We start from the raw sequence: 22,636 nt of genomic DNA, 5'->3' as shown, positions 1-22,636 counted from the left end.
GCGCAGCGGGAGAGGGGCGCACATCAGAACCGGTGCTGAATGCCCAGGCCGACGCTGGACTGCGAGTCCGCGAAGCCGTTGTCGTCGCGCGAGACGCTCACCACGCCGCCGCTGCCCGACTTGGCCGTCGAGGCCACCGCGTACAGGCTGGTCCGCTTGGACAGCTCGTACTTCGCGCGCACCGCGTAGAGTTTCGGATCATCCGTGCCGCTGGCGCCGCTGGAGATGTTCTGGAAGTACACCGCCGGCGTGAAGCTCAACGCGGGCGTGGCCTGCCAGGTCGCGCCCAGCCACGTCATCGTGCTCTTCGCGTCAGCGCCGCCCACGGCGAACTCCTTGCGGTAGACGCGCTGCGCCAGGAACAGCTTCACCGGCTTCCAGTCGTAGGACACGCCCCAGTGCAGCGCCTTCTCCTTGTCGTAGCGGCCATTGGCGGCGATGGTCGCGCCATTGCGCTGATCCACCACCAGCGTCGCCGCGAACGGACCCGCCGTGTACGCGCCGGCCAGCGCGAAGAAGCGCCCCGCCGCGTCGGAGCCGGCCACCTCGCCCAGCGCGTAGGTCGCGCCGACCTTCACCGGGCCGAAGGTGCCCTGGTACTTGATCAGGTTGGACATGCCCGTGACCATGCCGTCCTTGCGCGGCAGCGTGGCGATCTGCCCGCCCGAGGTCGCCCAGGAGTAGAACGGCGCGTAGCCCATCGGATCGAAGGGCAGCAGGAAGTCGTAGGTCGTCGTGTACGACCGGCCCGCAATCACTCGCCCGAAATCGCCCTCCAGGCCGACGTTGGCCTGCCGGCCCCAGAACGACGATCCCGCCGCGCCGGTGTCGAAGCCGACCTCGGCCTCCAGCTGGAACACGGCCTTCAGACCGCCGCCCAGGTCCTCCGCGCCGCGCAAGCCCCAGCGCGAGGTGTTCATGCCGCCCGAGGTCACGCCGAAGCGGTGATCGCCCGCGGCGTTCATGTGATCGCGGTACTCCATCAGCACGTCGGCGATGCCGTAGATGGTCACGCTGCTCTGCGCGTGGACGCTCGTCGTGGCGCACAGGCCCAGCACGCAGGCAGCGCCCAACGCGCTCCTGGCGTTCTTGCCGCTCTTGTGAATTCGGGAAGTCTTCAAGATGTCTCCTTGTTGTCGTGGAGGGGCGGTCAGGGAATCGGTGAGTCCAGGCGTCGCGCGGCGCTCATCGCCGCAGGCCGAAACGCGTGGCCAGCGCCGCGTACTCGCGGTTCTGGCGCTCGATGAAGTCGCGCAGCGCGGGCCCGGTCAGGGCCAGCGGGAACAGGCCGTGTCGCGCGCGCAGGTCGTCAAAGGCGGACGTAGCCATCAACTGATCGAAGGTGGCCGTCCAGCCGGCCAGCGCCGCGTCAGACACCTTGGGCCCGACATAGAACCCGCGGATCGCGGGCCAGACGATGTCCACGCCCTGCTCGCGCGCCGTCGGCACGCCCGCGAGCGGACCGGGCAGGCGCCGCTCGGCCAGCACGGCCAGCGCGCGGAAGGGGCCGGTCGGCGAGAGCTTGTCGAAGACCTCCGACGCGTCGCCCATGTAGACCTGCACGTGGCCGCCCTTGAGCGCGGCCATGGCCTCGCCGCCGCCCTCGAAGGCGACGAAACGCATCGCCTTGTGGTCCACGCCGCCCGCGCCAGCGACCAGCGCCGACTTCACCCAGTCCTGGCTGCCGATCGTGCCGCCGGCGGCGAAGCTGATGCGCCCGGGATCGGCCTTGATCGCGGCGAGCAACTCGGGCAGCGTCTTCCATGGCGACTGCCGGCCGACCAGCACCACGCCGTAGTCGACGCCGATCGCGGCGACCCAGCGCACGTCGTCGACGCTGCGCTTGCCGAAGCGACCGTGAGAGAGATTGAGCAGCGAGCCGCTGGAGAACGCCACCAGCGTCTGCGCCTCCGCGGGGCGGCGCGTGACGATCTGGTCGAAGGCGATCGCGCCGACACCGCCCGGCATGTAGGTGATGCGCATCGGCGCGCGCGTCAGCCCGGCTTGCTGGAAGGCCGCCTGCGCGAGCTTGCAGCTCTGGTCGAATCCACCGCCGGGCTTGGCCGGCGCGATGCATTCAGGTGACGCGTCGCCGATGGGCAGTCGGACGCTCGATGCCGCCACCGGCGCCGCCGTCGTGATCGGCAGCGCGCGTCCGGCGGGCGCCGAGAAGGCGCTGGTGGCCGGCCAGGCGGCAGCCCACAGGGCCACCAGGATGGCGGCCGCGCGGCGCCAGCCCGCGCCGAAGGTCGGGATCGATCGCATGTTGTCTCCTCGCGGTGATCTGGGTCGCCGCCGCCCGCCGTCGATCGCGTGCTCGAGAGCTCGCCAGTCGTCGATGGGTCAGCGCGGTCGCCCGCCACCTGCTTGCAGCGGACTCTAGGGAAGCGGCGCTTTCAGCCGGCTTTCAGCGCGGCCGGGTTTTCCGATGCGGCCTGCAGCGGCAGCCGCAGCGTGACCGCGGTGCCACGTTCCAGGCCATTGGCATCGATCCGCGCGGCGGCGATGTGCATGTCGCCGAGATGCCGCCGCGCGATCGCGCGCACGATCGCCAGCCCGAGACCCGAGCCCGGCAGATCGACGTTGCTGCCGCGGAAGAATCGCTCGCCGGCGCGCGGCCGTTCATCGGCCGGGATGCCCGGTCCGTCGTCGACGACGCGGAGCACGGCCATCGGGCGCGCCTCAACTTCGCCCTCGTTGCCCTCATTGCCTTCTTCGCCCTCGTTCCCCGGCTCGACCTCCACGCTCAACGTCACCTGCCCGCCTCGCGGCGTGTAGCGCAGCGCGTTGTGCAGCACGTTGAGCAGCGCCTCGCGCAACTGGCTCTCATGGCCCAGCACGACGATGTCCTCGCGCGCGCACTCGAAGCCCAGGTCGATGCCCTGCTCACGGGCCAGCGGCCAGGACTCGCGCGCGCAGCGGTCGGCGAGACGGTCCAGCATCAGCGGCGTCATGGCGACCGCGGCCGTGTCCGCCCGCGCCAGGGCCAGCATCTGGTTGGTGCGCCGCACGGTGTCGTCGATCTGCCCCTTCAGCGCGGCCAGCACCTCGGCCAGGCGCTCGGGGTCCTGTTCACGCCGCGCGTAGCCGACCATCGTCGCCAGCGTCGCGAGCGGCGTGCGCAACTGATGCGACGCGTCGTCGACGAATCGCCGCCGGCCGTCGATCAGCTCACGCTGCCGGGCCAGGTGGTGATTGATGGCCCGCACCAGCGGCGCGGCATCGGCCGGCACCTGCGTCTCGTCCACCGGGGACAGATCGTCCTCGGCGCGCGCCTCGACGTCGCGCCGCAGGCGGTCCAGCGGACGCAGCGCCCAACCGATCACCAGCGCCAGCGTCCCGGCGACGACCGAGACCGTCAGCAGGTCGCGCCACATCGCCTGCATCAGCAGCGCGCGCGAGAACGCGTTGCGCGAGTTGGTGCTCTCGGCCACCTGGATGATCATCCGCCGGCCGGGGCGCTCGGCATCGAGCTCGCGGGCCCACGCCCCGACACGCACCGGTGCGCCGAAGTACTCGGCGTCGATGAAGCGCGGCACGCCGGTCCTGAGCGGCTGGTCGGGCAGGGGCAATCCGGCGTTGCCGATCTCCACCAGGCCGTCCTCGGTGCTGACGCGGAAGTACACCTGTCCGCTGGCGGTCAGCTCGAAGAACTCCAGCAAGCGGTACGGCATCTCGACGGACAGCCCGCCGGTCTCCGTCGACACGTTGCTGTCGATCGCCTTGATCGCCCCGAGCAAGGAGCGGTCGTAGGCCGAGTTGGCGGCCTGCAGCGCCGTGCCCCAGGTCAGCGCCAGCTCGATGCCCACCGCCCCGAGCATCACCGGCAGCACCAGGGTCAGCAGCGTGCGACGCACGCTGAAGCGCCGCCAGCGCGCCGGCAGCGCCAGCGCCTTCATGCCGGTTCCAGCACGTAGCCCAGCCCGCGCAGCGTCGTGATGCGCACCTTCCCGGACTCCAGACGGCGGCGCAGCCGATGCACCAGCACCTCGACGGCCTCGGGCCGCACGTCCTGCTCGTCGGAGAACAGGCGCTCGAGGATCTCCTGCTTGGACATCGGCTCGCCGCTGTGCTGGATCAGCGTGCGCAGCACGGCGTGCTCGCGCGGGGACAGCGCCAGGGGTTCGCGGTCGAGCGTGAACAGCTTGGACGCGGCGTCATAGACCAGCGGTCCGCAGGCGAAACGTGGCTGGTCGCGCCCGCGGGAACGCCGGATCAGGGCGATCAGGCGAGCCTCCAGTTCCTGCACCTCGAAGGGCTTGGCCAGGAAATCGTCCGCGCCTTCGTGCAGCGTGCTGACGCGCTCCATCAGCGAGTCCCGCGCCGTCAGCACGAGCACCGGCACGCGGGAGTCGGCGTCGCGCAGGCGGGCGAGGATCTCGTGGCCGCCCAATCCGGGCAGACCGAGGTCCAGGATCATGGCGTCGTATCGCGTGGCCGCGAGTTGGCCGAGCACCAGCCGTCCGTCGTCCACCCAATCGACGACGAAATCATTCTGCGCAAGCGCCTTCACCAGCCAATCGGCCAGGGGTTTTTCGTCTTCGACAAGCAGGATCCGCATGGCGCGCGATGCTAGCGCGCGGGTTTGCGGTGTCGGCTAGTGTCTTTCCACATTGGCAGCCGGGAGCTACAGCGCGCGGGCGCGTCATGGCCCAGGCCGATCGGAAGGACTCGACTCAGATTCGAATTCGTCGTCGAACACACCTGCCCGATACGCAAGGAAATAGGCGACACCGAAGAATACAAGGCCGAATACGAATGCCGCCAAACCATTGAGAAGAAATTCAATCCACATGGAACCCCCGAATGAATAGGAAGTAATGAAAAAAGGTGTTGAGGAGAATCAGCGACCACATGACGGCTCGGCCGACCAGCCGCGAGAACAATGGGCCGCTCGTACCACGCCGATTGCGATTCAGCGGCTCGAGCCAGCGGACAATCGCAATCCAGATGCCCATCGAGCTCAACATCAAGGTCGGTGCAATCGAAGGAATGAACGCTCGCACTGCCTCGTTGGGAATGTTGCAGACGATGTCCTGCAATGAAATGGCGACAGCAGCGTCGAAAACGAAGAAGATCAGCGCCCAATCCGCACACGAGGTCTTGAAGGCGCCAGGACCTCGAATCGCGAGATTCAAGATCCAGCCAGTCACCGGCGGAAAAATACCCGCCAACCAGAATGCCATGGTTTCTGGATTCATCTTTTCCTCTGCCGCGACCTATTGCGCTCGATGTCATCGATGCTAGGCCCGCAGCGGGGGCTCAAAATCGACCCAACCCCGTGTTTTGCTAGGTTCAAGTCAGCAAATCCACTGGTATTGGGGATCTGGCGGTGATCAGAAACAAGAATGGGTGGGCGAACCCGGCGCGGCGGGTAGCGGCTCGAGGGGTGTGCGCTTCGTGCGGCGCCGATGGGGCCCGGCAGCGGTGGCTCCGGTAAGCTGCCGGCTCTCCGCGCCACAGCCCCCCGCCATGATCGTCCGCGAGCGCCCGTCCGGCATCCGTCTCTTCCTCGCGATGCGAGGGTCCATCCTCGCGCAGATCAAATGGACGCTGGCCGCCAACATCGCGCTCGCGATCCTCGTGACCTGGAGCCACGGCCGGTTGCTGGATTACAAGCTGCAGGTCTCCGCGCTGCCGTTCTCGCTGATCGGCCTGCCTCTGGCGATCTTCCTGGGCTTCCGCAACAACGCCTGCTACGACCGCTACTGGGAGGCGCGCAAGCTCTGGGGCGACATCCTGCTGCGCGGACGCACGCTCGCGCGCCAGGTGCTGACGCTGATTGACGCGCCAGTTGAGGCGCCAGTCGAGGCGCCGGCCGACCCGATCGTCGTGGCATCCGCGGACTCGAGCGTCGATGCACTGCAATGTCGCATGGTCCGCCGCATGGCCGCGTTCGCGCATGCGCTCAAGCACCAGTTGCGTGGCACGCCGCCGGGTACCGAGGTCTCGGACTGGCTCGATGCCGACGAGGCCCAAGCCATCGGCGCCGTGTCCAACACGCCTTCAGGGCTGATGCTGCGCATGGCGCGCGACCTGCAGGCGTGTCGTCAGCAAGGGCGCATCGATCCGGTGTTGATGGCCTCGATCGACGCCACGCTGTCGGGCCTCACGGCCTCGGCGGCGTCCTGCGAGCGGATCAAGAACTCGCCGCTGCCCTTCCCCTACACGCTGCTGCTGCACCGCACGGCCCACCTGTACTGCTTCCTGCTGCCCTTCGGGCTGGTGGATTCGATGGGCCTGCTCACCCCGCTGGTCGTGGGCATCGTGGCCTACACCTTCTTCGGGCTGGACGCGGTGGGCGACGAGATCGAGGAGCCCTTCGGGCTGCGCGCCAACGACCTGCCGCTGGACGCGATCTGCCGCACGCTGGAGATCGACCTGCTGCAGGCGCTCGGCGACCCCGAGGTGCCGCCGCCGCTGCAGCCGGTGGATTACTGCCTCATGTGATCACGTGAGGCGGCTCGCGTCGATCGTGGCGATGGCTTGCACCGTATCGCCATGACGCACCAGCCAGCTGACCTTCTCCAGCTGGCGCAGGTCGCCCGCGTTGTCGGGGTCGCGCTGCGCCATCAGCTGACGCCGCGCATCGCGCAGCAGGTGCATGGCGTTGTCCTGGTGATCGCAGTAGAGCTCCACCTGCACCGCGCGCAACTGCTGCTGCATCGCCGCGCGACGTTCCGCCCGGCGCGTCAGGTCATCGGGATTGGTCGAGGCCTGGGCCGACGCCGCCGCGAAGGCGGCAACCATGGCGAGGATCGGGGTGGACTTGCTCATCTGCTTCTCCTGGGCCGTCAATCAAAACGAGGCCTTGGGCGTAAGGTGCGCCCCGCGGGTTAGGCGATCCTTAAGCTCGCGCGGGTCGCGGCGCTGCACGCACCGGCTTTTACGCGACCGAAACGCGCGGCTCACGCGTCTTCACCGGGCCAGGCCCTCGCACCGCCTCGTCGTCGCTTTGTATGCCACTGTGTCCGGCCGCGTCGCCGACACGCGCCGCGCCAAATCGCCGCGCCGATCACACATCGGCGATACACCCGATCGATTCAATGCGGTTCACGCAGCGAGTCCCGCTGCACCACCAGGAGTTCCGCATGCCCCCGACCACCGATCACGTTCAAGTCCTCTACACCGCGCAGACCCGCACCAGCGGCGGACGCGAGGGCCGCGGCCAGTCCGACGATGGCCGCCTCGATGTCGCGCTGAGCTCGCCCGGGTCGTCGCGTCCGGGCACGAACCCCGAGCAGCTCTTCGCGGTGGGCTGGTCGGCCTGCTTCATCGGCGCGATGGGCCTGGCCGCCCAGGCCATCGGCGTCAAGCTGCCCGCCGAGACCGAAGTCCACGCCGGCGTCGACCTCAACAAGGGCGCCGACGGCTACTTCCTCAGCGCCCGCCTGCGCGTGTCCGTGCCCGGCCTGCCGCGCGACACCGCTTACGAGCTGATCAAGCGCGCCCACGACACCTGCCCCTATTCGAAGATGACGCGCGGCAACATCAACGTCGGTCTCGAGCTGGTCTGACGAGGCCCTCCGCATGAAGCGCCTCGTCTTCGCGCTGCTCTTCCTGCTGGGCGGTGTCGCGCACGAGGTGCGCCATCCGCTGCAATGCACCGCCATCGTCAGCGGCGGCCCGCGCAGGAAGTCGCCTCCTCCCGTGTGAGGACGCGCCGGGCCTCGCGTGTCGCCACGAGTGGCGCGCGAGGCCCGCCGCGGGCGCGGGGCTCGGTATAGTGGCCGGCACATCCACCCTGCCCCGCGCGTCATCGCCGTGAGCACCCAGCGTTCCACGCCTCCCGCTTCCGCCCATCCGCACATCGCGGCCTTCCACGATCCCCAGACCGGCACCGTGAGCTACGTGCTGGCGGATCCGGCGACACGCCAGGCGGCGATCGTGGATCCGGTGCTCGATTTCGACCTGAAGTCCGGCCACACGGCGGCGAAGCAGGCCGATCGAATCCTGTCGCACCTGGCCGAGCAGGCGCTGACGGTGCAATGGATCCTGGAAACCCATGCCCACGCCGACCACCTGTCGGCCGCGCGATACCTGCAGGAACGCGTCGGCGGGCGCATCGCCATCGGCGAGCACATCCGCGAGGTGCAGGCGGTGTTCCGCAAGCTCTACAACCTGGAGCGCGACTTCCTGCCCGACGGCCGCCAGTTCGACCATCTGTTCCAGGACGGCGAGACCTTCGCCATCGGCGAGTTGAGCGCGCAGGCGCTGGCGGTGCCCGGTCACACGCCGGCCTGCCTCGCGTATCGCGTCGGAGACGCCGTCTTCATCGGCGACACGATGTTCATGCCCGACGTGGGCACCGCGCGCGCCGACTTCCCCGGCGGCGACGCGGCCACCTTGTACCGGTCGATCAGACGGCTGCTGGCGCTGCCGCCGGAGACGCGGCTGTTCGTCTGCCACGACTACCCGCCCGGCAGTCGCGACCCGGCGTGGGAGACGACGGTGGCGGAGCAGCGCGCGCGTAATCTCCATGTGCACGACGGCGTCAGCGAGGCGCAGTACGTCGCGCTGCGCACGGCGCGCGACGCGCAACTGGAGGTGCCCGCGCTGATCCTGCCGTCCATCCAGGTCAACATCCGCGCCGGCCACCTGCCGCCGGCCGAGGACAACGGGGTCAGCTACCTGAAGATTCCGCTGAACGCGCTGGGCCGGTCTTGAGACATCAGGCTCGGCCGAATCCGGGAAATCGGCGTCTGGCCGGCGGTGTCGGATGCAGGCGGCGGGCATCGTCCGCCAGGAGGGCCTCGTACTGCTTGAGCACCTCCCGGGCGCGGCGCTCGACGCCGTGGCTGTCGATCCCTGCGAACCGATAGAGCTTGTCGAGTTCCCGATGATCGCCGCCCACGAGTGGCAGGTAGGTGTCGTCGATGAGACGCTTCAGATCGGTCGCGCGAAAGGTCCGATGGGCATCGCGCCCCTTGAAGAAATCGCGCACGGCGGCCTCGGAGACTTCCGCGAAGGGCGGCTTCCCGAACGCGGCTTCATGATCGATGGAATGAAGCCCTCCATCCCGGTCGACGAGGACATTCTTCATGCGTGCCGAGGAATCTTTCGCTCGACTGCCCCATGCGTCGTGACGATCGCCGTGTCCGACGATGAAATCGAAGACGCTCAAGCCGTCGCGGTGGTACTTGCCGAGCAGACTACGCGCCTGCGCCGTGTCTCCTAGCGTGTGGAAAGCCTCCTGGTAACCATGGGCACTGCGGCCCGTGTCGATCTCCGGCGTCACGAGCGTGCTGCGCGCGCCCGAGGGCGAGACCAGGATCGTGGGCTTGGGCGCGAAGGCCCGTCCCACCAGCAGGCCGATCCGGTGCACGACATCCTCCTTGAGCGTTTCGGCTTCCAGGATCAACGCGCTTTCCGCATCCACCACCTCCGCGCCGACCTTCACGACCACGCGACGGCCATCCTGGAGCTGCCTCAGCGAGACGTCGTTGTTGCTGGAGAGATCCTGCAGCACGCGTGCGCGATCCAACTGCTCGCGGGTGACGGCGTGGGGATCCGGGGCCCTCGAGCCGGCCTTGCCGAGCTCGGTCTTCGAATGGAAAAAGTGGAGTCTTGCGCCGATCCTCATGCCAGGGCTCGAACCGAAGTTGAATCGCGAGGTCAGTTCGGCCCGGGTGTCCAGTCAGTCATGTCGTGGCACGGCTTCCCCGGTTGGAAATCACGAAACCGATGCGCGTGACGCCGGCCGCCAGCGAGGCCGAGGGGCTGGCCGGAAGATGACAAACGCGTCATCTTCCGGCGCGCGGGATCAATGCCCGCCCGCGGCTCGCGTGGGCTCGCCAGGTTCGGCGTCCTCGAGCTTCACCAGGAACGGCGCGCGCCAGGCCAGCAGGATGGGCGGGATCGAGAACACCAGCACCCAGCCGAAGAAGCTCGCGTAATGCTGGCCCACGCCCGAGAACAACCAGCCGCTGACGCTGCCCGTGGCCCACTTGGTCAGCGCCATCACGCCGGTGGCCATCGCGTAATGGGTCATCTTGAAGGGCCCCGGCGCGAGCTGCTGCATCATGTACAGCATGTGGCCGACGGAGCCCATGCCGAAGCCGAACTTCTCGATGGCCACGACCGCGCCGATCCACCAGAGATCGGTGGGCAAGGCGTGGCTGAGGTAGTAATAGGTCAGGTGCGGCAGGTTGAGCGCGATGGCCAGCAGCAGGAACGAGCGCCGCAGCGTCATCTTCGCGGCGATGAAGCCGCCGAGGAACGCGCCCGCGATGAACGCGATCGTGCCGGCGCTGCCGTAGATGTGACCCAGCGCGGCGTTGTCCAGCCCCAGCCCACCGACGCTGCGCGGGTCGAGCAGGAAGAGCGGCCCGAACTTCTCGATGAAGCCCTCGCCGAAGCGGTAGAAGAAGACCACCGCCAGCATCATCCAGATCGAGGGTTTCTGGAACAGCGTCACCCACGACGCGCGCAGCGAGACCATGGCGCTGGCCAGGTCCTGGCCATGCACGGCCGCAGGCGCGCCCGGCGGCAGCACGCGCAGGTGCCACAGGCCGAAGCCGCCCATCATCGCCGCCGCCGCCAGCATGACCGCCATCCAGCACTGCACCCAGCTCCAGCCCAGCGACTGATGCAGCCAGCTCGTCATCGACACGCACAGCCCCGAGGCCACCACCGCGCCGAGGTTCCAGCACATGCCCTGCAGCCCGGCATACCGGGCCTGCTCGCGGGGCGGCATCGTCGTCATGTAGACGCCGTCAGCCGCGATGTCCTGCGTCGCCGACGCGAAGCCGACGATCCAGAAGAAGGCCAGCGACGCGCGCAGGAAACCCTCCAAGGGCAGGCAGAACGCGACCGCGCCCAGCGACACCATCATGAGGAACTGCATCGCGATGACCCACCAGCGCTTGGTCTTGTAGGGCTCCAGCAGCGGCGACCACAAGGGCTTGAGCACCCACGGCAGGTAGAGCTGCGAGGTGTAGAGCGCGATGTCCTCGTTGGCCACGCCCAGGTTCTTGAACAGGATCGCCGCGACGGTGCCGACCATCACGTTGGGCAGCCCCATCGCCAGGTACAGCGACGGCACCCAGGTCAGCGGATGGCGCGCGGGGCGATCGACGCCGCCTGGCGCGTGCTCGCCAGAATCGGCCCGCATGGACGTGGCGTCGGGGCCATCCGTCGTCGTCCCGGTCCGGGCCGGCGGTGCCCCGCCCCCGGTCATCCGGGAAAGGTCTGCGCTCATCAGGGAGTCTCCTGTTGGTTTCCGGGGATCGTGGGGATCCCGTGGATCTTGTTTGGCGCGAAGCATACGACACGATGACAACGTTGTCAGCCCGGGGAAGCGAGCATGCCGGCGAGACAGCGCATGCGGCAGCAAGGGCGCTCGCGATGGGCGACGCGGCGACACGCTTCGTCGCGCTCTCCGACGCGATCTCCAAGGACATCGTGTTCAATCGCGACGGCGGCGACGATGCCGCGGAGGCAGCCGCGGCGTCCTATCGCGATGGGCTGGCGATCTCGCTGGCCGTCGTGGCCGCCGCGCTGGGCATCGGCATCGCGCTGGCCTGGCAGGTCACGCGCTCCATCACCGCGCCGATCGCCGAGGCCGTGCGCGCGACCGAGGATGTCGCCGCCGGTGACCTCACCGTGCAGATCCACGCCGTCGGCCGGGACGAGCCGGCCGATCTGCTGCGCGCGATGGGCCGCATGGTCACGCAGCTCGGCCAGCTCGTGGGCCAGGTCCGCGACAGCAGCGAGAGCATCGCCACCGGGTCGCGCGAGATCGCCCAGGGCAACGCCGATCTGAGCTCGCGCACGGAGAGCCAGGCCAGCAGCCTGCAGCAGACGGCGGCCTCCATGGAAGAGCTGACCAGCTCGGTCGCCCAGAGCGCGGCCTCGGCCGGACAGGCCAGCCGCATGGCGTCGGACGCGTCCGGCGCGGCCTCCGAGGGCGGTCAGGCGGTGGGCGAGCTCGTGAGCACGATGCAGGGCATCAGCGACGCCTCGCGCCGGATCGGCGACATCATCGGCACGATCGACGGGATCGCGTTCCAGACCAACATCCTCGCGCTCAATGCCGCGGTCGAGGCCGCGCGAGCGGGCGAGCAGGGACGCGGTTTCGCGGTCGTCGCCTCGGAGGTGCGCGCGCTGGCGCAGCGCTCGGCGAGCGCGGCCCGGGAGATCAAGGACCTGATCCAGACCAGCTCCCAGCGCGTGGACGTCGGCGCGCAGCAGGCGCAGAGCGCGGGCGAGGTGATGCAACGCGTGGTCGCGCAGGTCGGCCAGGTCGACACGCTGATCCGCGAGATCTCCGCCGCGACGCAGGAACAGAACGGCGGCATCCAGCAGGTGGGCGGCGCGGTGACGCACCTCGACCAGGTCACCCAGCAGAACGCCGCCCTCGTCGAGCAGAGCGCGGCCGCCGCCGAAAGCCTCAACGGCCAGGCCCAGCAGCTCGCGCGGCTCGTCAGCCAGTTCCGGATCCGCGGCGCCGGCTGAGCGCGCGCCGGTACCGCGCGCGCCGATGCGACGCGACCGTACGCCGTCCGGCGTACCGCTAACGTACGTGAATCACTTCGCGGGAAGTCGCCGGACGTGGGGACGGCGCCTTCACACGGTGTTCAGGGGGTCCTCACGGACAGGTTTCTGAAGGCTCTGAGGCGCAGCCTGATGACACCTCTCGTAACACCCGGCCTCCCCTCCGGTCACGACCATGTCCATCCTCCGGAACTTCCGCATCGGCAAGCGCCTGGCGCTGGCCTTCGCCGCCGTGCTGGCCCTGCTCTGCTTCATCGCGGCTTTCAGCATCCAGCAGATGGGGCGGATCAACGACAACGTCCAGGATCTCAACACCAACTGGCTGCCCAGCGTGGCCAAGCTCGCCGACATGCAGAACGCGGCGAACAACGCGCGACGGCTGTCGCTGCGCGGCGCGCTCGAGACCGACGATGCCTCGCGCGCCAAGCTCAAGCAGGACCATGACGCCGCCGTCGCCGCCTTCGACAAGGCTGCGGGGAGTTATGAGCCCTCGATCACCGGCACCCGGGAGCGCGAGCTCTACGGACGCATCCGCGACGGCTGGAAGTCCTACCTCGAGGCCGATGCGGAGTTGCAGCGCGCGATCGCCGGCGGCGAAGCGCAGCACGAGACGGCGCGCAAGCTCTCCGCGGGCAAGTCCTCGTCAGTGTTCTCGGAGCTGTCCAAGGCGATCAACGACGACGTCGACTTCAACCGCGCGGGCGGCGACCAAGCGGCGCGAGATGCCGCGGCGTCCTACACGAGCGGGCTGCGCGTGACGCTGGTGGTGGTGGCGATCGCGCTGGCCATCGGCATCATGCTGGCGCTGCAGGTCACGCGCTCGATCACGACGCCGATCGCGCAGGCGGTGCGCGCCAGCGAGGACGTCGCCAGCGGCGACCTCACGGTCGACATCCGTGCCGAAGGCCGCGACGAACCGGCCGACCTGTTGCGCGCCATGGCGCGGATGGTCGATCAACTGGGCCGCCTGGTCGGCCAGGTGCGCGAGACCAGCGAGAGCATCGCCACGGGCTCCAAGGAGATCGCGCAGGGCAACGCGGACCTGAGCTCCCGCACCGAGAGCCAGGCGAGCAGCCTGCAACAGACGGCGGCCTCCATGGAAGAGCTGACCAGCTCGGTGGCGCAGAACGCGGCCTCGGCCGGTCAGGCCAGCCGCATGGCCGCGGAGGCCTCGGGCGCCGCGAGCGAGGGCGGCCAGGCCGTGGGAGAGCTCGTGCAGACCATGCAGGGCATCAGCGAGTCGTCGCGCCGCATCGGCGACATCATCGGCACGATCGACGGGATCGCGTTCCAGACCAACATCCTCGCGCTCAATGCCGCGGTCGAGGCCGCGCGGGCCGGCGAGCAGGGACGCGGATTCGCGGTCGTCGCCTCGGAGGTGCGCGCGCTCGCGCAGCGCTCGGCGGGCGCGGCCAAGGAGATCAAGGATCTCATTCAAGCGAGCTCGCAACGCGTGGACGTCGGGGCGCAGCAGGCGCAGAGCGCCGGCGAGGTGATGCAGCGCGTGGTCGCGCAGGTCGGCCAGGTCGACACGCTGATCCGCGAGATTTCCGCCGCGACGCAGGAACAGAACGGCGGCATCCAGCAGGTCGGCGACGCGGTGACGCATCTGGATCAGGTGACCCAGCAGAACGCCGCGCTGGTTGAGGAAAGCGCGGCCGCGGCCGAAAGCCTCAACGGTCAGGCCCAGCAGCTGTCCAAGCTGGTGACGCAGTTCAGGCTGCGCGCGACGGCCTGATGACAATCAGCCATCCACCGATTCCGCGCTTCTGAAAATCCGAGAGCACCCTTCCCGAGGGCCTCTCGGGCCCAACGGAATTCCCCCGCGCATCCCGACATCGTGTCCCGATTCCCATCCTGAAAGCTCTCACAGGTTGACGCTCGTCCTCCCCGCTCACTACCCTGCGCGTCCGCTCTCCACACGCGGCTGACACGGCGGAACGCCGGCAGGGAGGACCCCATGCAAGAACTGACACAGCTGCTCACGCAAGCCTTGCGCGAGCTGGACCACGTACACCCGCCCTCTTCCGCCGCGCAGCAGACGCGCCGGCTGTTGACGGCCGCGCTCGCCAAGACCGGGCTGCCGCTGCGCGCGCCCACTGCGTCGCGGCTGCGTGTGATCGTCGCCGACGACCACCTGCTGGTGCGCGACGGCCTCGTCGCGCTGCTCGAGCGCGAGCCCGACATCGACGTCGTCGCCCAGGCGCGCGACGGGCTGGAACTGGTGCGCCTGGCCCGCGAGCACCGGCCCGACCTGCTGCTCGTGGACACCGACATGCCGGTGATGAACGGCCTGGAGGCGCTGCGCCGCATCCGCGCCGAGCCGATGAACTGCAAGGCCGTGTGCCTGTCCACGCGCGCGCTGCCGCGCGAGGTCGTCGCCGCCATCGATGCCGGCGCGCAGGGCTTCGTGCTCAAGGACAACTCCTTCGACGAACTCGTGCGCGGCGTGCGCCGCGTCATGCAGCACCAGGTCTTCATCAGCGGCGAGCTGCTGCAGGGCACGCTCGCGGGCATGCGCCAGGATCCGCGCGAGCTCGCCGTCACGCAGCTCACGCCGCGCGAGCGTGAGATGGTCCAGCTCTTCGCCGAGGGCTACAGCGCCCAGCAGATCGCCGACCAGCTGCACGTCAGCGCCAAGACCGTCGCCACCCACCGCGAGCACGTCTACGCCAAGCTGCGCATCCAGAGCATCGCCGAGCTCACCCGCTTCGCGCTGCGCGAGGGCCTCACCACGCTGGACGCGCCGCCGCCGCGTTGATCGGCGCATCGATCAGCGCATTGATCGACACGTGAATCGGCCACGCAATCTCAGCATCGACCGCGGCGCGAATCAGACGAATGCCGATGGGCCCGACGAACCCGCCCCCCTACGCTTGACCCACAAGCCCGGACCCCTTCGGTCCGTTCCTCCACGTCAGGGTCACGCATGATCGACGCCGCGCTCCAGCAGGTCGCCCAGCAGCTCAACCAGCACCTTCGTCATCGCCTGGGCGCCGACGAGGACCTGGTCGCGCTGACCAACCTGCTCGAGCAGAACGGCGGCCCGGTGCCGCTGGCGCAGAACAAGCTGGTGATGTTCCTCGCGGGCATCGAGCGCGACATGGTCGCCCACCGCGCGGCCGCGCCCGGCGGTCTGCCCTCGCGCCTGCAGACGCCCGATCCCGTCTACCTGAACCTGCTCGTGATGTGCGCCGCCAACTTCAGCGGCACGAACTACACCGAGGCGCTGAAGTGTCTGTCCGCGGCGATCGCCTTCTTCCAGTCGCGCCCGGTGATGGACCACCAGAACTGCCCCGGCATGGACAGCGCGCTGGAGCGCCTCACGCTCAACATCGAGAACCTCAGCAGCGCGGAGATGCACAGCCTGTGGTCCATCCACAGCGGCCGCTATCTGCCGTCGGTGCTCTATCGCATCCGCCTGGTCAGCGTCGACAGCCAGTGGGCGCGCGGCCGCGACATCCTCATCGGCCAGACCGACCGCGACCTGCGCGGCAACCTGTCATGAGCACGCTCACCCGCTTCATCGAGCTGGCGCGCCTGCGCGTGGAGCATGACTACTTCGACGGCGCCCCCGCGCGCGGCCTGCGCTTTGACCCCGACCCCGATGGCGCCGACTGGATCCGGCGCCACGACCTCGTCGTGCGCCAGCGCGACGGCGAGTTGCTGCTCGCGGCGGCCGAGCCGCGGCTGCCGCAGGTCTGGGAGGACCTGCGCGGCGATATCGCCCCACCCGCCTGGACACTGCGCGCCAGCGATCCGCGCCATGCCCTGTACACGGACCGTCGCGACCGCGCCGGTCATCTCCAGATCACGCTGGATGACGCCGCGCCGCGCGCCCGCGAGCTCCCACTCGACGCCTGGATCGCCGCGTTGCCGCTGCGCGCGACACGTCGTCTGCGCGCGCGACGCGGCACCTGGAAATACCTGCTCGTGGGCGACTGGCCGGACGTGCCCATCGCGCTCGTCGATCGTGACGGCGGCGTGGAGTTCCGCCGCGACGAGCCCGAGACGCTGGACGACGGCCGGGTCGCCGCCGTCTTCCGCTCCACGCGCCGCTTGCCGCTGCGCGAGCGCGGCGCGCTGCACCTGGAGTTGCGCGAGACCGAGGGCGCGTCGCGCCGCCTGCTCACGCCGGTTCCCCTGGCCGCGCCCGCCGGCTTGATCTGCGAGCACCGCAACGGCCGACGCAGGCCGGTCCACGAAATCTTCCTCAACCGCTGAATGCCGAAGGAGCCAGCCATGGCCGTGATGAAAACGCCGGGTGTCTACATCGTCGAGAAGAACGCCTTCCCCAACTCGGTGGTGGAGGTCGCCACCGCCGTGCCCGCCTTCATCGGGCACACGGAGTACGCCGACAACCGCAACGTGCCGCTGTCGATGAAGCCGTGGCGCATCAGCTCGATGGCGGAGTACCACCAGTTCTTCGGCGGCCCGCCCTCCCCGCTGTTCAGCATCGCGGAGGCCGCGGCCGACACCACGCCCGACTTCAAGGCCGCGCCCGACCTCGACCAGGAGACCAAGGGCTACGTGATGACGCAGGTGGACGGCGCCAAGGGCGGCCAGTTCGCGCTGTACCAGGCGCTGCGGCACTTCTATCAGAACGGCGGCGGCCCCTGCTACATCGTCTCCGTCGGCTCCTACAAGGACGAGCTCGACAAGGACAAGCTCTCCGCCGGCATCGAGACGCTGCTCAAGGAGCAGGAGCCCACGATGCTGCTGGTCCCCGAGGCCGTGCGGCTCAAGACGGTGGATGACTGCAACGCCGTGCAGCAGGCGATGCTCGCGCACTGCGGCAGCAAGATGCGCAGCCGCATCGCGATCCTGGACCTCTATGGCGGCGACCAGGACTTCACCGCCATGCCCTCGCCGATCGAGACCTTCCGCGACAAGCTCGGCATCAACTACCTGGACTTCGCGGTCGCCTACTACCCTTGGCTAAACACCTCGATCGTCGGCGAGAAGGACCTGGGCTTCGAGAACATCGACCCCGCGAGCCTCCCGGCGCTCAAGACCATGATCATGGCCGAGCTGCGCCTGAAGGCCGACACCACCGTGCCGCGCGAGAAGGCGATGGTCGACGCTGTCAACGACCTCGGCGCCGATTTCAAGGCCAAGGTCACCACCGCCTTCGCGGAGGAGAAGAAGGCCAACCCCGACGCCAAGGACCCGACCCCGGACCAGATCAACGCCGGCGTGCTGGCGCAGAAGGCGCTGCTCAACAAGACGCTGTCCAGCATCAGCGGCGTCTTCGTCACGGTGCTCAAGGAAGCGCGACGCCATCTCAACGTGATGCCGCCCGGCCCCGCGATGGCCGGCATCTACACGATGGTCGACAACAGCCGCGGCGTGTGGAAGGCCCCGGCCAACGTGAGCCTCTCGGGCGTGATCTCGCCCACCGTGTCCATCTCGGCCGAGCAGCAGGAGGACCTCAACGTCACGCCGCAGGGCAAGTCCATCAACGCCATCCGCAGCTTCATCGGCGAGGGCGTGCTGGTCTGGGGCGCGCGCACGCTCGACGGCAACAGCCTGGACTGGCGCTACGTCAACGTGCGCCGCACGATGATCATGCTGGAGGAGTCCTGCCGGCTCGCCGCCAAGGCGCTGGTCTTCGAGCCCAACACCGCCAATACCTGGGTGACGATCAAGAGCATGATCAGCAACTTCCTCACCGGCATCTGGAAGCGCGGCGGCCTGATGGGCGCGGTGCCCGAGGACGCGTTCAGCGTCCACGTCGGACTGGGCGAGACGATGACGCCCGAGGACGTCCTCGAGGGCATCCTGCGCGTGACCGTGCTCGTGGCCATGGTGCGGCCGGCCGAGTTCATCGAGATCACCTTCCAGCAGCAGATGCCCAAGTCCTGATCCCGCGCGGATCCGCGACCCACCACCCCATTCCGGGACACCACCACGATCCATCCGCGATCGCGCCGCCCACCATCCGCGGCCGGTCCACGACGCTAGGGAGCAAGCGAAATGGCTGATGACGGTTCCAAGCAATCCACCAATGTCTGGCCCCTGCCCAAGTTCCACTTCCAGGTGAAGTGGGACTCGGCGGTGCTGTCCTTCGAGGAGGTCTCGGGGCTGGACGTCGAGGCGCAGCCCATCGAGTACCGCCACGGCGACAGTCCGGTGTTCTCGCCCATCAAGATGCCGGGCCTCAAGAAGTACGGCAACGTCACGATGAAGAAGGGCGTCTTCAAGTCCGACAACAAGTTCTGGGACTGGTTCAACACCATCAAGATGAACACGATCAAGCGGCTGCCCGTGACGATCAGCCTGCTCGACGAGGAAGGCAAACCGACGATGGTGTGGACGCTGACCAACGCCTGGCCGACCAAGATCACCGGCACCGACCTGAAGGCCGAGGGCAACGAGGTTGCCGTCGAGACGATCGAGATCGCCCACGAGGGCCTGACCATCGCCAACGCCTGACGCCGCGCGCGGCCCACCCGCCATGCCCGAGCCCGTCGACTTCCATCAGATCCTCCAGGGCGACAACGTCCCCAGGCGGGACGATCCACCGCCGGCCTTCGCGTTCAAGGTCGAGTTCCTCCGCCTGCCCAACAGCGGCGGTCCGCTGGCCTGCTCGTTCAGCGAGGTCGCCGGCCTGGAGCAGACGCTGGAGACCGAGGAGCTCGTGGAAGGCGGCGAGAACCGTTTCGTGCACCAGTTGCCGACGCGCGTCAAGGCGCGCCGGCTCACGCTCAAGCGCGGGCTGGTGCAGCGCGACTCGGCCTTCGTGGACTGGTGCCGGCAGAGCCTGCGCGGCGGCATGGAACGGCCGCTGCAGCTGGTGGACGTGAAGGTGCAGCTGCTCGACGCGACCTTGGCGCCGCTGCGCAGCTGGACCTGCAACGGCGCCTTCCCGGTGCGCTGGACGATGGAGCCGTTCGCGTCGATGAAGAACGAAGTGGCGATCGAGGAGATCGAGCTCGCCTACCGCGACTGCTGGGACCCCGAGTGAGGCCGCCGGCCGAGGAACCGACATGACCCTGGAAGTCCGTCAACTGGTGCTGCGCGCGCAGGTGCGCGATCGCGAGGACGACGAGGACGAGTTCGATCAGGACGAGCTCGACGACGACAACGACGATGAGGACGAGGACGGCGGCGCCCGACCGGGCGGCTCGCGTCGACGCCGCCGGTCCAGGGCGCGTGGTGCCGGCGGATGCGGCGGCGGTGCCGACGACCCCTGCGAGGACAAGGCCGCGCTCAAGGAGGAGATCCTCGCCGCTTGCCAGGCGTGGCTGCGCGACCAGCTGCGCCACCTCAACGAGCGCTGACCATGGACAGCCAGCCGCTCACGCTCTCCGCGCTGGACGTCACCGGCGACCTGCCCCAGCCGACCGGCAAGGAGTACCGCCTGATGATCAATCCGTCGGAGTTCTCGCACACGCGCAGCATCTGCTACAACACGCGCCGCACGCTGGGCCAGACCAGCAACCCCGCGCGTTTCTCCGCGATGAATCCGGACAAGATCGCGTTCAACGTGGTCTTCGACGGCACCGGCGTCATCCCCTCGCGCAAGGACCAGCCCGACGATGTCGCCGGCCAGCTCAAGGCGATGTGCGATGTCATCTACAAGTACCAGGGCAAGGTCCACGAGCCCAACCACCTGCGCGTGGCCTGGGGCACGCTCAGCTTCGACTGCCGGCTGACGACCTTCGACACGACCTACACGCTGTTCAAGTCCGGCGGCGCGCCGCTGCGCGCCAAGGTCGCGCTGGCGCTGACCGGCTTCGCCACGCCCGAGGATGCGGTGCGCACCGCCAGCCCCTCGTCGCCCGACCTGAGCCACACCGTGCTGGTCGTCGCCGGCGACACGCTGCCGCTGCTGTGCCTGCGGATCTATGGCGACGCGCGCTACTACCCCGAGGTCGCCGCGTTCAACGGCCTGTCGAGCTTCCGCCGGCTCGAGCCCGGCCTGCGGCTGCACTTCCCGCCGCTGGCCTCTGCCTCTGCATCCATCTCCGCCCACGCCGCCGGCGCGGCACGCGCGCTGTCCTTGAACTGACGCACCCGGCCATGCCCGCTCCCCCCAGCCCTTCCCTCACCGACGCCGGCCCGCTGCGCGTGGTCGTGCACAGCGCCGGCGAGGCCCAGCCGGAGCTGCCGCTGCTGTCGGTCACGGTGCGGCACGCGTTGAACGCGATCTCATGGGCGCGCCTCGTCATCGCCGACGGCGACATGACCAAGGGCCAGATGCCGCTGGGCGACGGTCCCCTGTTCCGCCCCGGCACGGCCATCGTGATCGAGGCCGGCTACGGCGACGAGGCGACCGAGATCTTCACCGGCCTGGTCGTGCGCACCGGGTTCAAGGTGGACGGCAACAACGACGCGCGACTGGAGATCGACTGCCGCCATGCGGCCTTCCGCGCGACGCTGGGCCGGCGCAGCGCGCATTACGTCAAGCAGAAGGACAGCGCGATCCTGCAGTCGCTGCTGGATCGCCACGGCCTGGAGGCCCAGGTCAAGGCCACCGCGTACGAGCATCCCGAACTGGCCCAGCACCATTGCTGCGACTGGGACTTCATCGTCGCGCGCGCCGACGCCAACGGCCTGGTGCTGCACATGGCGGGACCGAAGGTCGTCGTCGAGCCGCCGGCCTTCGGCGCGGATCCGGTGCTGGGCGTCACCTGGGGACGCGACCTGATCGACTTCCAGATCGACATCGATGCCCGCACCCAGTGGTCCTCGGTGCAGGCCACGAGCTGGGATCCGTCGCAGCAGGACATCCTGCAGGGCGAGTCCAAGCCGCCGGCCGAGACGCCGCAGGGCGGCGATCTTTCCGCCGATGACCTCGCGGCCATCGTCGCGCTGGACCCGCTGCCGCTGCAGACCTGCGCGCCGCTGGGCAAGGACTCGCTGGACGCCTGGGCTGCCGCCGCGCAGACACGCGCGGCGCTGGCGCGCCGACGCGGCCGCCTCGGTTTCCAGGGCCATGCCGCGGCGGTGCCGGGCGCGGTCATGTCCGTGGACGGTCTGGGCGCGCGCTTCGGCGGCCGTGTCTACCTGACTGCCGTGCAGCACGAGCTGACGCAGGGCAACTGGATCAGCCAGGGCGAGTTCGGCCGGCATGCCGACTGGCATGTCGAGCGCACCGATGTCGCCGCGCCCGCCAACGGCGGTCTGGTGCCGGGCGTGAGCGGACTGCAGGTGGGCGTGGTGATGAAGCTCGACGAGGACCCGCTGGGCGAGTTCCGCATCCAGCTGCGCCTGCCCGCGCTGCAGGCCGAGGCGCCAGGCATCTGGGCGCGGCTGGCGCAGGCCCATGCCTCCAAGGGCTTCGGCCATTTCTTCGTGCCCGAGATCGGCGACGAGGTGCTGGTCGGTTTCCTCAACGACGACCCGTCCTATCCGATCGTGCTGGGCGCGCTGTACAGCAGCCAGCACGCGATGCCCTACGCCCCCGAGGCCAAGAACAACACCAAGGCCATCGTGACGCGCTGCCTGCATCGCATCGAGTTCAACGAGGAGGACAAGGTCATCACGATCGTCACGCCCGCGAAGAACACGGTGGTGCTGGACGACAAGAACAAGCGCATCCGGCTCGAGGACCAGAACGGCAACAGCGTCGAGCTCGCCCCGGCGGGCATCACGCTGGACAGTCCCAAGGCGGTCTCGATCACCGCGGGCACGACGATGGCGCTCAAGGCCGCCACCGGCATGACGCTCACCTGCGACGCGGACATCTCCGCCAGCGGGGCGAACATCACCGCCGACGCCAAGATGGGCTTCACCGGCAAGGGCGCGGCCACGGCCGAGCTCTCCGCCGCGGGACAGACCACGGTCAAGGGCGCGATGGTCATGATCAATTGATCGCTGCCGACGAGGAACGCCATGCCCCCCGCCGCCCGCCTCACCGACCTGCACACCTGCCCGATGGTGACGCCCGGACTGCCGCCGATCCCGCATGTGGGCGGACCCGTCGTGGGGCCGGGCGTGCCCACGGTGCTCGTGGGCAAGCTGCCCGCCGCAGTCGTCGGCGACAGCGCCGTGTGCGTGGGCCCGCCCGACGCCATCGTGCAGGGGTCGTCGACCGTCATGATCGGCGGCCGCCCGGCAGCGCGCATCGGCGACGCGACCGCGCACGGCGGCCAGATCGCGCTGGGCCTGTTCACCGTGATGATCGGAGGCTGAG

At 69.1% G+C, this 22,636-nt stretch carries 24 protein-coding genes; 16 read left to right on the top strand and 8 right to left on the bottom strand.

The window, feature by feature from the left end:
- Nucleotides 1–23: 23 nt before the first annotated feature.
- The 5 genes from ACNI65_RS09825 to ACNI65_RS09805 all read right to left on the bottom strand — a co-directional run bounded on the left by ACNI65_RS09825 (nucleotide 24) and on the right by ACNI65_RS09805 (nucleotide 5,201).
- Nucleotides 24–1,121, bottom strand: coding sequence for a porin (locus tag ACNI65_RS09825; protein ID WP_416762691.1), 1,098 nt, complete (start codon nucleotides 1,119–1,121; stop codon nucleotides 24–26).
- Nucleotides 1,122–1,185: 64 nt separating this feature from the next.
- On the bottom strand, nucleotides 1,186–2,265 hold the full coding sequence (locus tag ACNI65_RS09820) for a tripartite tricarboxylate transporter substrate binding protein (protein WP_416762690.1): 1,080 nt from the start codon (nucleotides 2,263–2,265) through the stop codon (nucleotides 1,186–1,188).
- A gap of 131 nt (nucleotides 2,266–2,396) precedes the next feature.
- Nucleotides 2,397–3,899 (bottom strand): sensor histidine kinase, encoded by a 1,503-nt coding sequence (locus ACNI65_RS09815; RefSeq protein WP_416762688.1) that lies wholly within the window; start codon nucleotides 3,897–3,899, stop codon nucleotides 2,397–2,399.
- Nucleotides 3,896–4,561 carry a response regulator gene (locus ACNI65_RS09810; RefSeq protein WP_416762687.1) on the bottom strand — a complete coding sequence of 222 codons (666 nt, stop codon included), beginning with the start codon at nucleotides 4,559–4,561 and terminating at the stop codon, nucleotides 3,896–3,898. The genes ACNI65_RS09815 and ACNI65_RS09810 overlap by 4 nt, the downstream gene beginning before the upstream one ends.
- A gap of 223 nt (nucleotides 4,562–4,784) precedes the next feature.
- A complete protein-coding gene (locus ACNI65_RS09805) occupies nucleotides 4,785–5,201 on the bottom strand; it encodes a hypothetical protein (protein WP_416762685.1) in 417 nt (138 codons plus the stop codon).
- A 271-nt stretch (nucleotides 5,202–5,472) separates the two neighbouring features.
- Here ACNI65_RS09805 and ACNI65_RS09800 point away from each other — a divergent pair, with 271 nt between their 5' ends.
- Nucleotides 5,473–6,450, top strand: a complete 978-nt coding sequence (locus tag ACNI65_RS09800) for a bestrophin family protein (RefSeq protein WP_416762684.1) — start codon at nucleotides 5,473–5,475, stop codon at nucleotides 6,448–6,450.
- Here the strand turns inward: ACNI65_RS09800 and ACNI65_RS09795 are convergent, their stop codons facing one another.
- On the bottom strand, nucleotides 6,451–6,777 hold the full coding sequence (locus tag ACNI65_RS09795) for a hypothetical protein (protein WP_416762683.1): 327 nt from the start codon (nucleotides 6,775–6,777) through the stop codon (nucleotides 6,451–6,453).
- Between the two features lie 314 nt (nucleotides 6,778–7,091).
- Here ACNI65_RS09795 and ACNI65_RS09790 point away from each other — a divergent pair, with 314 nt between their 5' ends.
- From ACNI65_RS09790 to ACNI65_RS09780, 3 genes are all read left to right on the top strand, one after another.
- Nucleotides 7,092–7,517, top strand: a complete 426-nt coding sequence (locus ACNI65_RS09790) for an organic hydroperoxide resistance protein (RefSeq protein WP_416762681.1) — start codon at nucleotides 7,092–7,094, stop codon at nucleotides 7,515–7,517.
- Nucleotides 7,518–7,530: 13 nt separating this feature from the next.
- Complete coding sequence (locus ACNI65_RS09785; RefSeq protein ID WP_416762679.1) at nucleotides 7,531–7,656, top strand: hypothetical protein; 126 nt, start codon at nucleotides 7,531–7,533, stop codon at nucleotides 7,654–7,656.
- 108 nt (nucleotides 7,657–7,764) lie between these two features.
- Nucleotides 7,765–8,667, top strand: a complete 903-nt coding sequence (locus ACNI65_RS09780) for an MBL fold metallo-hydrolase (protein ID WP_416762678.1) — start codon at nucleotides 7,765–7,767, stop codon at nucleotides 8,665–8,667.
- Nucleotides 8,668–8,671: 4 nt separating this feature from the next.
- Here ACNI65_RS09780 and ACNI65_RS09775 read toward each other — a convergent pair whose 3' ends face one another.
- Together ACNI65_RS09775 and ACNI65_RS09770 are read right to left on the bottom strand one after the other, a co-directional pair.
- Nucleotides 8,672–9,583: a hypothetical protein gene (locus ACNI65_RS09775; protein WP_416762677.1), complete on the bottom strand. Its 912-nt coding sequence runs from the start codon at nucleotides 9,581–9,583 to the stop codon at nucleotides 8,672–8,674.
- Between the two features lie 180 nt (nucleotides 9,584–9,763).
- The gene (locus ACNI65_RS09770) at nucleotides 9,764–11,200 is read right to left on the bottom strand and encodes an MFS transporter (RefSeq protein ID WP_416762675.1); all 1,437 of its coding nucleotides are present in this window, start codon (nucleotides 11,198–11,200) and stop codon (nucleotides 9,764–9,766) included.
- 74 nt (nucleotides 11,201–11,274) lie between these two features.
- Here ACNI65_RS09770 and ACNI65_RS09765 point away from each other — a divergent pair, with 74 nt between their 5' ends.
- From ACNI65_RS09765 to ACNI65_RS09710, 12 genes are all read left to right on the top strand, one after another.
- Nucleotides 11,275–12,456: a methyl-accepting chemotaxis protein gene (locus ACNI65_RS09765; protein ID WP_416762674.1), complete on the top strand. Its 1,182-nt coding sequence runs from the start codon at nucleotides 11,275–11,277 to the stop codon at nucleotides 12,454–12,456.
- A gap of 214 nt (nucleotides 12,457–12,670) precedes the next feature.
- Nucleotides 12,671–14,233 carry a methyl-accepting chemotaxis protein gene (locus ACNI65_RS09760; RefSeq protein ID WP_416762673.1) on the top strand — a complete coding sequence of 521 codons (1,563 nt, stop codon included), beginning with the start codon at nucleotides 12,671–12,673 and terminating at the stop codon, nucleotides 14,231–14,233.
- A gap of 222 nt (nucleotides 14,234–14,455) precedes the next feature.
- Nucleotides 14,456–15,256 carry a response regulator gene (locus ACNI65_RS09755; protein WP_416762671.1) on the top strand — a complete coding sequence of 267 codons (801 nt, stop codon included), beginning with the start codon at nucleotides 14,456–14,458 and terminating at the stop codon, nucleotides 15,254–15,256.
- 168 nt (nucleotides 15,257–15,424) lie between these two features.
- Nucleotides 15,425–16,003 carry a DUF4255 domain-containing protein gene (locus tag ACNI65_RS09750; protein WP_416762670.1) on the top strand — a complete coding sequence of 193 codons (579 nt, stop codon included), beginning with the start codon at nucleotides 15,425–15,427 and terminating at the stop codon, nucleotides 16,001–16,003.
- Complete coding sequence (locus ACNI65_RS09745; RefSeq protein ID WP_416762668.1) at nucleotides 16,000–16,719, top strand: hypothetical protein; 720 nt, start codon at nucleotides 16,000–16,002, stop codon at nucleotides 16,717–16,719. The genes ACNI65_RS09750 and ACNI65_RS09745 overlap by 4 nt, the downstream gene beginning before the upstream one ends.
- Before the next feature lie 18 nt (nucleotides 16,720–16,737).
- Nucleotides 16,738–18,360, top strand: a complete 1,623-nt coding sequence (locus ACNI65_RS09740) for a phage tail sheath family protein (protein ID WP_416762666.1) — start codon at nucleotides 16,738–16,740, stop codon at nucleotides 18,358–18,360.
- Between the two features lie 111 nt (nucleotides 18,361–18,471).
- The gene (locus ACNI65_RS09735) at nucleotides 18,472–18,930 is read left to right on the top strand and encodes a phage tail protein (protein WP_416762664.1); all 459 of its coding nucleotides are present in this window, start codon (nucleotides 18,472–18,474) and stop codon (nucleotides 18,928–18,930) included.
- A gap of 22 nt (nucleotides 18,931–18,952) precedes the next feature.
- Entirely contained in the window at nucleotides 18,953–19,462 is a 510-nt protein-coding gene (locus tag ACNI65_RS09730; RefSeq protein ID WP_416762662.1) for a phage tail protein, read from the top strand.
- Between the two features lie 22 nt (nucleotides 19,463–19,484).
- Complete coding sequence (locus tag ACNI65_RS09725) at nucleotides 19,485–19,778, top strand: hypothetical protein (protein ID WP_416762661.1); 294 nt, start codon at nucleotides 19,485–19,487, stop codon at nucleotides 19,776–19,778.
- Nucleotides 19,779–19,780: 2 nt separating this feature from the next.
- On the top strand, nucleotides 19,781–20,509 hold the full coding sequence (locus ACNI65_RS09720) for a CIS tube protein (RefSeq protein ID WP_416762660.1): 729 nt from the start codon (nucleotides 19,781–19,783) through the stop codon (nucleotides 20,507–20,509).
- 11 nt (nucleotides 20,510–20,520) lie between these two features.
- A complete protein-coding gene (gene vgrG, locus ACNI65_RS09715) occupies nucleotides 20,521–22,314 on the top strand; it encodes a type VI secretion system tip protein VgrG (protein WP_416762659.1) in 1,794 nt (597 codons plus the stop codon).
- 21 nt (nucleotides 22,315–22,335) lie between these two features.
- On the top strand, nucleotides 22,336–22,635 hold the full coding sequence (locus ACNI65_RS09710) for a PAAR domain-containing protein (RefSeq protein WP_416762658.1): 300 nt from the start codon (nucleotides 22,336–22,338) through the stop codon (nucleotides 22,633–22,635).
- Nucleotide 22,636 lies beyond the last annotated feature (1 nt).

This window comes from Roseateles sp. So40a, assembly GCF_048081605.1.
Classification (GTDB): domain Bacteria; phylum Pseudomonadota; class Gammaproteobacteria; order Burkholderiales; family Burkholderiaceae_C; genus Roseateles.
This window is presented reverse-complemented; position numbering and strand designations above follow the sequence as displayed.

Coding starts and splice junctions, on each gene's coding strand:
- ACNI65_RS09820 (WP_416762690.1), bottom strand. CDS start 2,265: ATGCGATCGATCCCGACCTTCGGCGCGGGCTGGCGCCGCGCGGCCGCC.
- ACNI65_RS09770 (WP_416762675.1), bottom strand. CDS start 11,200: ATGAGCGCAGACCTTTCCCGGATGACCGGGGGCGGGGCACCGCCGGCC.
- ACNI65_RS09790 (WP_416762681.1), top strand. CDS start 7,092: ATGCCCCCGACCACCGATCACGTTCAAGTCCTCTACACCGCGCAGACC.
- ACNI65_RS09810 (WP_416762687.1), bottom strand. CDS start 4,561: ATGCGGATCCTGCTTGTCGAAGACGAAAAACCCCTGGCCGATTGGCTG.
- ACNI65_RS09815 (WP_416762688.1), bottom strand. CDS start 3,899: ATGAAGGCGCTGGCGCTGCCGGCGCGCTGGCGGCGCTTCAGCGTGCGT.
- ACNI65_RS09765 (WP_416762674.1), top strand. CDS start 11,275: ATGACAACGTTGTCAGCCCGGGGAAGCGAGCATGCCGGCGAGACAGCG.
- ACNI65_RS09775 (WP_416762677.1), bottom strand. CDS start 9,583: ATGAGGATCGGCGCAAGACTCCACTTTTTCCATTCGAAGACCGAGCTC.
- ACNI65_RS09710 (WP_416762658.1), top strand. CDS start 22,336: ATGCCCCCCGCCGCCCGCCTCACCGACCTGCACACCTGCCCGATGGTG.
- ACNI65_RS09735 (WP_416762664.1), top strand. CDS start 18,472: ATGGCTGATGACGGTTCCAAGCAATCCACCAATGTCTGGCCCCTGCCC.
- vgrG (WP_416762659.1), top strand. CDS start 20,521: ATGCCCGCTCCCCCCAGCCCTTCCCTCACCGACGCCGGCCCGCTGCGC.
- ACNI65_RS09795 (WP_416762683.1), bottom strand. CDS start 6,777: ATGAGCAAGTCCACCCCGATCCTCGCCATGGTTGCCGCCTTCGCGGCG.
- ACNI65_RS09740 (WP_416762666.1), top strand. CDS start 16,738: ATGGCCGTGATGAAAACGCCGGGTGTCTACATCGTCGAGAAGAACGCC.
- ACNI65_RS09745 (WP_416762668.1), top strand. CDS start 16,000: ATGAGCACGCTCACCCGCTTCATCGAGCTGGCGCGCCTGCGCGTGGAG.
- ACNI65_RS09720 (WP_416762660.1), top strand. CDS start 19,781: ATGGACAGCCAGCCGCTCACGCTCTCCGCGCTGGACGTCACCGGCGAC.
- ACNI65_RS09725 (WP_416762661.1), top strand. CDS start 19,485: ATGACCCTGGAAGTCCGTCAACTGGTGCTGCGCGCGCAGGTGCGCGAT.
- ACNI65_RS09785 (WP_416762679.1), top strand. CDS start 7,531: ATGAAGCGCCTCGTCTTCGCGCTGCTCTTCCTGCTGGGCGGTGTCGCG.
- ACNI65_RS09730 (WP_416762662.1), top strand. CDS start 18,953: ATGCCCGAGCCCGTCGACTTCCATCAGATCCTCCAGGGCGACAACGTC.
- ACNI65_RS09800 (WP_416762684.1), top strand. CDS start 5,473: ATGATCGTCCGCGAGCGCCCGTCCGGCATCCGTCTCTTCCTCGCGATG.
- ACNI65_RS09750 (WP_416762670.1), top strand. CDS start 15,425: ATGATCGACGCCGCGCTCCAGCAGGTCGCCCAGCAGCTCAACCAGCAC.
- ACNI65_RS09805 (WP_416762685.1), bottom strand. CDS start 5,201: ATGAATCCAGAAACCATGGCATTCTGGTTGGCGGGTATTTTTCCGCCG.
- ACNI65_RS09755 (WP_416762671.1), top strand. CDS start 14,456: ATGCAAGAACTGACACAGCTGCTCACGCAAGCCTTGCGCGAGCTGGAC.
- ACNI65_RS09760 (WP_416762673.1), top strand. CDS start 12,671: ATGTCCATCCTCCGGAACTTCCGCATCGGCAAGCGCCTGGCGCTGGCC.